The organism is Streptomyces celluloflavus (assembly GCA_000720995.1).
In the GTDB taxonomy this organism is placed as follows: domain Bacteria; phylum Actinomycetota; class Actinomycetes; order Streptomycetales; family Streptomycetaceae; genus Streptomyces; species Streptomyces celluloflavus.
In genome coordinates this window covers 1-1,696 of the sequence record JOEL01000116.1, presented here as the reverse complement: position 1 = coordinate 1,696, position 1,696 = coordinate 1, and the positions used below count along the sequence as shown (strand labels likewise).

The window sequence follows — 1,696 nt, the reverse complement described above, 5'->3', positions numbered from 1 at the left end:
GGTGACGGTGAATGGGAAGTTGGATCGGGGTGCTTTGCCGGTGCCGGAGTGGGAGGGCTCTGGTGGTCGGGTGGCGAGGTCGCCGCGTGAGGAGGTGCTGTGTGATCTCTTCGGTGAGGTGTTGGGTGTTTCGGGGGTCGGTATTGATGACGACTTCTTTGATTTGGGTGGGCATTCGTTGCTGGCTACGCGGTTGGCCAGTCGTATTCGCAGTGTTCTCGGTTTGGAGATGCCGGTTCGGGCTCTCTTCGAAGCACCCACCGTCGCCGAACTCGGCGTGAAACTCAGTAAATCGTCCAAGGCCCGCCCGGCGCTGATCCGTAAGTCGCGCACCGAGGAAGGAAAGTAATCGTGACTCCTCTGTCGTTTGCCCAGCGTCGGTTGTGGTTCCTGCACCGTCTGGAGGGCCCGAGCGCGACCTACAACATGCCGTGGGCGCTGCGGCTGACGGGGAAGCTGGACGTCGAGGCGCTGTGCGCGGCGCTCGCGGATGTCGTCGAGCGGCATGAGGCGCTGCGTACGGTCTTCCCGGAGACCGACGGCGAGCCCTACCAGCTCATCCTCGACCCGAAGGACGCCCGGCCGGCACTGGACGAGGTCGCGGCCGAGGAGTCCGAGCTGCGCCCGCAGCTCGACGCGGCGGTGCGGTACGCCTTCGACCTGTCCTCGGAGATACCGGTGCGGGCATGGCTGTACCGGCTGGGGGAGAGCGGCGACGAGTTCGTTCTGCTGCTGTTGATCCATCACATCGCGTGTGACGGGTGGTCGTACGCGCCGCTCGCCCGCGATCTGATGGCGTCGTACGAGGCGCGCCGGGAGGGGCGGGCGGCGGAGCTGCCGGCGCTGCCGGTGCAGTACACGGACTACACGTTGTGGCAGCGGGAGCTGCTGGGGGACGAGAACGACCCGGAGAGCGTGCTTGCTGAGCAAGTCGCGTACTGGAAAGAGCAGTTGGTGGGTCTGCCGGAGCAGATCGAGCTGCCTTTCGACCGGCCTCGGCCGGCGGTCTCCTCGCAGCGGGGCGAGATTCTCACCTTCGAATGGGATGCGGAGCTGCATCGCAAGCTGAGTGAGGTGGCGCGGGCCGAGGGCGCGAGCTTGTTCATGGTGTTGCAGGCGGGGCTTGCGGTGCTGTTGTCGCGGTTGGGTGCCGGGGATGACATCCCGATCGGTATGCCGATCGCGGGGCGTACGGATGAGGCGCTGGACGACCTTGTCGGCTTCTTCGTCAACACGCTGGTGCTGCGGACCGACGTCTCGGGGAACCCGTCGTTCCGTGAGCTGCTGGGCCGGGTGCGGGAGACGGCGCTTGCCGCGTACGCGAACCAGGACGTGCCCTTTGAACACCTGGTGGAGGTCCTCAACCCGGACCGTTCGCCCAACCACCACCCGCTGTTCCAGATCCTCCTGGCGTTGCAGAACGCCCCGGACGGAGATCTGCACCTGGCCGGCCTGGAGGTGGACCCATTCCTCGTGCCCATGGGTACCTCACGTTTTGACGCTTTCTTCAGTGTGACGGAGAAGGTGGATGGTGTGGGTGGGCCGGGTGGGCTTTCGGGGTTTGTTGAGTTTTCGACTGATGTGTTTGATCGGGTGACGGTGGAGCGGTTGGTGGGGCGGTTTGAGCGTGTGTTGCGGGCTGTGGTGATGGATGTGGGTGGTTTGTTGAGTGGGGTTGGTGTGTTGGGTGGGGTGG

At 65.2% G+C, this 1,696-nt stretch carries 2 protein-coding genes; both read left to right on the top strand.

The annotated features are described in order from the left end of the window. Nucleotides 1-349: phosphopantetheine-binding protein (locus IH09_RS40500; protein ID WP_318279672.1), on the top strand; the 349-nt coding region annotated here is incomplete at its 5' end. Nucleotides 350-351: 2 nt separating this feature from the next. Then, nucleotides 352-1,696: condensation domain-containing protein (locus IH09_RS36085; RefSeq protein ID WP_318279671.1), on the top strand; the 1,345-nt coding region annotated here is incomplete at its 3' end.